The organism is Legionella sp. (genome assembly GCF_965140895.1).
Taxonomy (GTDB): domain Bacteria; phylum Pseudomonadota; class Gammaproteobacteria; order Legionellales; family Legionellaceae; genus Legionella.
This window is the reverse complement of the sequence record NZ_CBCSKT010000018.1, coordinates 1-6,303: the sequence shown is the minus strand read 5'-3', so window position 1 is coordinate 6,303 and position 6,303 is coordinate 1. Positions and strand designations below refer to the sequence as shown.

Here is a 6,303-nt window from a genome sequence, read left to right as displayed (position 1 = left end):
ATAAAAAATAAAACCGAACAAATTTCACAGAACCATAGTTTTACTACTGTTGCTCAATCTATTCCAGGGATAACTGAATCCATAATGGACGAATTTTTGAGACTAAACCAATGACTTTTTTATTATTCCCACACAAATTTACCGCGGTAACAGTAATTTTCAGGAATTTATAATAAATAAATATGGGTAACATCAGGAAATCAATAAAATTTACCGCCATAACAGTAATTTATAGCTAATTAATGCAAAAAAATGCAAAAATAAATTTATTTTTATCGTTTTTACTGCTATAACAGTAATATATGATTAATTTATGGTGTTCCATGCCCACACACGAGATTGCCAATTTAGTCCATTTCTACCGTAAGCAAAGCGGCTTATCGCAGCAAGAATTAGCACGGTTAGCGGGTGTCGGTAAGACGGTTATCTATGATATTGAAAAAGGGAAAGAATCGGTGCGGCTAAATACATTGCTCAAAGTGTTCGATGTTTTAAATATCCAAATGAAATTTGAAACGCCTTTTCCTCAAACAACGGATAATAATTCATGAGAAAAGCATACGTATCAGTGAATGGCATTAAGGCTGGAGTATTAGAAGAATTAGAAGGTAAAAAATATCAATTTACTTACCTTAATGATTATCAGGGGGCACCTGTTTCTCTCACCATGCCGTTAACAAATAAGATCTATGATTTTGACGTATTTCCCCCTTTTTTTGAAGGGTTGCTACCTGAAGGTATTATGCTTGAAGCATTATTACGCAAATATAAAATCGATAAAAATGATTATTTTGGCCAATTGATACTAGTTGGCCAAGATGTCGTAGGCGCAGTGACGATTGAGGAACTAAGATGAAACACTGTCCTATTACTTATGAAAAGATAAGTGTTCAAGAAAACTATTCGCAACGTGGATTGCATTTGCTTTCTCCTCAATTAAAAAATCTTAGCCCATTAGATTTAAGTGCTGATGAGCAGCGACAGGAAGCAATTGCTCGTGTAGGAAAGATGTCTGTTCAGGGCGTCCAAAAGAAACTAAGTGCCAAACTAAAGATTAAAGAGGGATGTTTTGAAATCGTTGATCAATATGGTCAGTATATTTTAAAACCACAAAGTGATATTTATCCGGAATTGCCTGAAAATGAAGCCATTACTATGACCCTTGCAAAAACTATAGACCTCGAAGTTCCTGTTCATGGTTTAGTTTATTCTAAAGACAACAGTTTAACCTACTTCATTAAACGCTTTGATCGAATAGGCCATAATAAAAAGTTAGCTTTAGAAGATTTTGCACAGCTATCAGGTGAAGATCGACATACAAAATATAAAAGTTCTTCTCAAGTCATGTAAAGTAAATGGAACACCAGATAACTCCGCAATTAATGTGGGCCAAAAATTAATTTCATTCGCATTTAATTTGGGCCAACTTGATGCGCTGATTGTGGGCCGAGTCGTTTTTGATTGCGAGCCATTACACGTAACGGAGGACCTATTTAGGGCTAAATGGTACTAATCTTGTCCTAAAACAGGCGCGACGTACACATCAGGCCTATTAGGATTAAAGTAAAGAGCAGGAGCAACGCTGTTTTGATTCAGCTTCCTTTTCCTTAACAGCTGCTGGAACGGCTGGTCGTATCGGTTCAACTTGATATAAGGCCTCTGTTGTCAGTTCTGGAAAATGCTTGCATAACCAGCTAACTGTGGAATCCCAGGCATCATCGATATTTTTTGTTACCCTTTCATCGAAAGAAAATAAATCAAAAAAGTCCTGGTAATTTCCAGCCTTCTTACCGAAGGGTCTATAAGCCTTTAACAAACCTAAGCGTTCACAGGGAACTGTGAGAACTTCATGAATAGAGTGTAGGCCGCCTCCGGTAATAAAGGACATAATAGCCAGAATATAGTGGTTATGTTCATCCTCATTAGCAAATTGGCCTAAAAAGAGCATTGCTGAACTTAAAAGTGTCGTCATGCCCGATGGGCCAGCAACATAAGGTATATCCTGTTGCAGCAAGAATCTTGTATAGGGCGAATTAAGGTCTGCCTCCTGGCAAAGACAGTCAGGACACCAATTAGTTGCTGCTCTAGGAAACTCATCCCTATCCTCAGGCAAAATACTAATGCCTAGCCTTGTCGAAGTATAAGGAATGAACTTTCCTCTTCCCCTATCCTTATAGGTTGCAAATTTGGGATAATTCCAGAAGAACGGTCCGATATCTTTTGCACCGACAGCTTCAATATACTTTGCCAATTCCCCACCATAACCATATTCTTTGATCAGAGCTTGTGTTTGAGGGTCAAACTCAAATAAAGGATAAATATCTCGCATAAACATAAATTGAATCAACATGATTCTAACAATATCTTTTTGTTCTTTAAGCGTCACTATCACATCATTGATAGTGGGTTTATTTGAATAACGGCCAAAGGCTAAAGCCAGATTTGGAGTCTTCCCTGATTTTGAATCAGGGCCTAAGTCTGCCAAAAAGGGTTCAAAAGCTTCTTGTTGCCTAACTAATGAAATACATTCGATAATTCTCTCACTAACCTTGTTAATACAGCACCAGGTTTTCGGCGATGGGTTCATGAGCATATTAACAGCAAGGGTTGACTCAAAAAAGCGTCCTATACGACATTGAAGATCTTCAATGCTAAGAGTTGTTATTTCAAAATATGATTTAAAATCAGGATGCTTAACATCATTAATAATTTCAGAAATAAATAATTTCAAATTTTCGGAGATCGCCTTATTTTGAATTAAGTTCTGCTGCAAAACAAAGCCTAAAACTGAAAATTGTTGTTCATGATTATGAAACAGCACTTTAATCTCTTTGATTAAAGCTTTAATCATTAGCCTATCATTTTGATTCTCAGTTGGATAACAAGAAAGTTTTGCTATTAATAAAGAATAAACGTTCAGCTTATTTCTTCCAGGAAGCTTGTGTAGATCATCAAAAAAGTTCGGCATATTAAATTTCAAGAAGAAAACATATAGTTCGTTAATTGTACCACAATTATCTCTTAAAAAAGTACAACCTTAATACTAAGTTAATATTTATAGATTAAAATAAATTAAAATTAATCATTTTACATTGGGAGTAATCATGGAGTTTAAATCAAAAACAGAAGCATATTCTTATGCAATTTTGATGGTAAACCGAATAAAATCCAAGCATGCGACAGACGATATGGCTTTTGTTGCTCCCATCGACAAATGCATAAACAAGTTGAAAATTTCCTTTGAAAATCATGAGCAGAATCCTGGAGTAGTGGCAGGATATCTTAAGGAATTGAAAAATTCTACTGAACTATCATTAGAAGAATTAGCACAAATTGAGCAGCTTCAAAAAGACCTGGTAGGGAATGATTATAGACAGACTCCCGAGGAAAAATATCAAAATCCACTAGCTAGAAGAGCAGAATCGGAGCTTCCTATAACCCTGTTACAAAATCCAACCTCTGCAATGATGACCTCTGTAAAAAGAGTATCTGACGAACTTCTAAAAATAATTGATGACCAAAGAAGTAATTTCGATTACTACCTGCACTCATTCTCAGAAAATGCTCATGTCATCGCCTTAGGCTCTTTAAAAAGCCCAATTACAAGAGAAGCTATCAAAAAGATATTACAAAATAATAATCCAGCTCAATTAGCAGAAATTATGCATATTCATTTCAAGTTCGCGCAAAATATAACTCGAGAAATATCTATCAAACATGCTCCTCATCGGGAACCAGTAGGTAAATTAGCAGAGATAGTAAAATCACTTTGGAAAGCAACAGCTGACCTTAAAGACTTCTTTTCCCAGGGGCTTGCTGAAGATTGGACTGGAAGAAGATATCGCGCTTATATTTCCGACGAGTTAATGTATCGTTCAGAGTTATATACTGCGCCAGGAAATCGAGGTCGTGGACTAAGTTTTGATACTAGTCGAACACAGCAATTAGGATTAATGCTTAACGGACAGGAAGAGCATGAAACGGGATTTCCCAAGCATAACTCTAGTTGGTGTGCGGACTGTAAAAGTCAATCTGCTAATTACAGTTCTCCTTATGTACTTGATGCGGTTGAGAACGATGCCGTTTATGTAGCAGGGCCTTCTGGTATGACCTCAATGTTCTTAAGTCAAATGGAAACATTAGCTAATTTCGAAAATGAGGACTTAAAAAAGAATTATTTATCTGCCGTAGTCGCCTATATTGTTGGTGGCGGATTTCATAGTTTACATGAAGTGATTGGCCCTGCACAAAATGCCCTGAATTTAGTACCTGGATATCAGATACAGGTTCCCTCTTATGATCATCGAGCACCAGCACCAAACTACAATACATTTTTTGCACAACAGGAAGCCATCGATCCAGAGTTTGCTTCTCGCCATGAAATTGCCTGGCAAAACTATCTGAACTATGTGAATAATAGTTATGCACTCAAATATATTGAAGGATTTCAACATGAGCCAAACCATTTTTCTCCGGTTGATCCTCAAGCGCCAAGAGTTTTCACGCAAATCCCGCCAGAGTTAAGACAGTCTATTCTTAGTGAAGTAAGTGGCTACATTAATGATGGGGTTTTGTCTCGGGGTAATAAAGATAATGAATTAAGCTTTATTAGCAGAATATTCAGAAATTCTGAGCTTACTAGGAAAAAATTAACGCTTGCTATTGAATTCCAAAAGGATTTTAAGTCTATTACCGACCTTGATGCTTTGAAAGAACTAGTTAAAAGCGTAAAAGATTCAAACAAAGAACTTGAGAAAAAGTATGAGAAAACTTATGGCTTCTTCACTAAGAGTGGGCTGAATCGTGCTATGGAGTCTATTGAAGCAAGTATTGCGGCTGTTGAGCAAGGACATCAAAAACAACCTGCAAATTCTTGATATTTACATTCTTTTGGAATGAGTTATAGGCAACTTAATTTTGAGAGTAGGAGAGTTCTAAAACTTATTCCTAAAAGGGAATATAATTTGCAATCAATAACCATTAGATAAGGAACCATTATGTTTCGCAAAAATGAAAGTATGCAAGGTAAAGAGCGATTATTAAAAGAACTAGAGGCTAATAATCCCACTACAATCCATGCTACATTTGATACTTATCCAATGTTCTCAGAAGACGTTGATAGGCTTCTTGATATTATAAGAAATAATACTCATATGGTTACTCTAGGATTACTGGATTGCCGTATCACAAGAGAAGAGGCAAAAGCACTTGCTGAGGTTATTCTCAAAAATAATACTCTCCAAGAGGTTAAACTAGAAGCATTTATGGATGACAGCCTAGAACTGCAAACCTTGCTTAGTGAGGTTAGAGCACATTTAGAAATAAATGTAGCAAATAGGAATGTTGCAACAGTGCCTTCGTGCAATTGAGTCTTAATAAACTCCAATTAAATTAAAATCGTAGTAATAGATCCCTACATCCTGCGGGGTGTAGGGAGGGAACTGACCTTAGAGGTCGTAGGAAAAAGTTAGAAATTTTCAAGAAAGCATATCTTTATATTTTTAGGAGAGTCATTTATTGATATTACTGACATATGTCATGCCTTAATTCAGAAAGGCTATACAATTACTCAAGGCGCCGTTGGCGCCCAAGCCGACGAAGTCGGCGATCAGGGCGGATTAACAAATAACCGGCAATGGAAAAGCCTCTTTTTCAAAAAAAATACACTGATGACCCTGTGGCGCTATGCGCTCATTACTTTTTTAAGGACCCAGTATCGGCAAGGCTCTCTGACCAAAGCCCCTGAGATGGGAAACCAAAGCATAAGCTCCATGCTGGTACAACAATACGCTAAATACTGGCAAGTCCATTGTGCGAAGCCTCATAAAAATCCTAAAAAAGACATCGAATACTTAGGGCGTTACATCAAACGACCAGCCATTGCTAATTCTCGCCTGACTCATTACAACGGAACTTCTCTGCTCTTTAAATTCCTTAATCATCGCACCAAACAAACTCAATATACCGAGCTGCATCCTTTTGATTTTATTACCCGATTTATTCAGCACCTGCCTGAAAAAGGCTTTCGACTCATTCGATACTTTGGCTTTCTCGCCAATCGCTTGCGTGCTCAATTACTACCTATTGTCTCATCTCTATTTAACCATCAACCCAATCAAAAACAACACTCCTGCTCTTTAAACTTTCCTCCAAACAGTTGATGAATTACACCGCCCAAATCGCTCTGCAAAAACCCATTCGTATCAATTAGCGGGATTACTTCGTCTTTTATCCGCTCAAAATTAAGCAATTAACCATCCACTTCCAATTGGAGGTGGTCTAGAGCTTGGATCACCAATAAAA

5 protein-coding genes and 2 pseudogenes are annotated in these 6,303 nt (G+C 37.0%); 6 read left to right on the top strand and 1 reads right to left on the bottom strand.

Annotation, left to right across the window (positions count from 1 at the left end; all coding sequences use genetic code 11):
• The first annotated feature begins 323 nt into the window (after positions 1-323).
• The 3 genes and pseudogenes from ACQY7T_RS02380 to ACQY7T_RS02370 form a co-directional block, all read left to right on the top strand.
• Positions 324-551: a helix-turn-helix transcriptional regulator gene (locus ACQY7T_RS02380; RefSeq protein WP_428411115.1), complete on the top strand. Its 228-nt coding sequence runs from the start codon at positions 324-326 to the stop codon at positions 549-551.
• The gene (locus tag ACQY7T_RS02375) at positions 548-856 is read left to right on the top strand and encodes a HipA N-terminal domain-containing protein (RefSeq protein ID WP_101898595.1); all 309 of its coding nucleotides are present in this window, start codon (positions 548-550) and stop codon (positions 854-856) included. Before ACQY7T_RS02380 ends, ACQY7T_RS02375 begins: the two co-directional genes overlap by 4 nt.
• Positions 853-1,341, top strand: a pseudogene (locus ACQY7T_RS02370) (lpg2370 family Dot/Icm T4SS effector); the annotation flags it as partial. The gene ACQY7T_RS02375 and the pseudogene ACQY7T_RS02370, both read left to right, overlap by 4 nt.
• A gap of 217 nt (positions 1,342-1,558) precedes the next feature.
• Here ACQY7T_RS02370 and ACQY7T_RS02365 read toward each other — a convergent pair.
• Entirely contained in the window at positions 1,559-2,851 is a 1,293-nt protein-coding gene (locus ACQY7T_RS02365; RefSeq protein ID WP_428411114.1) for a hypothetical protein, read from the bottom strand.
• A 253-nt stretch (positions 2,852-3,104) separates the two neighbouring features.
• Here ACQY7T_RS02365 and ACQY7T_RS02360 point away from each other — a divergent pair, with 253 nt between their 5' ends.
• The 3 genes and pseudogenes from ACQY7T_RS02360 to ACQY7T_RS02350 form a co-directional block, all read left to right on the top strand.
• Positions 3,105-4,877, top strand: a complete 1,773-nt coding sequence (locus ACQY7T_RS02360; protein ID WP_428411113.1) for a hypothetical protein — start codon at positions 3,105-3,107, stop codon at positions 4,875-4,877.
• Positions 4,878-4,997: 120 nt separating this feature from the next.
• Complete coding sequence (locus ACQY7T_RS02355; protein WP_428411112.1) at positions 4,998-5,369, top strand: hypothetical protein; 372 nt, start codon at positions 4,998-5,000, stop codon at positions 5,367-5,369.
• 240 nt (positions 5,370-5,609) lie between these two features.
• A pseudogene (locus ACQY7T_RS02350) lies at positions 5,610-6,211 on the top strand (IS91 family transposase); the annotation flags it as partial.
• Positions 6,212-6,303: the final 92 nt, after the last annotated feature.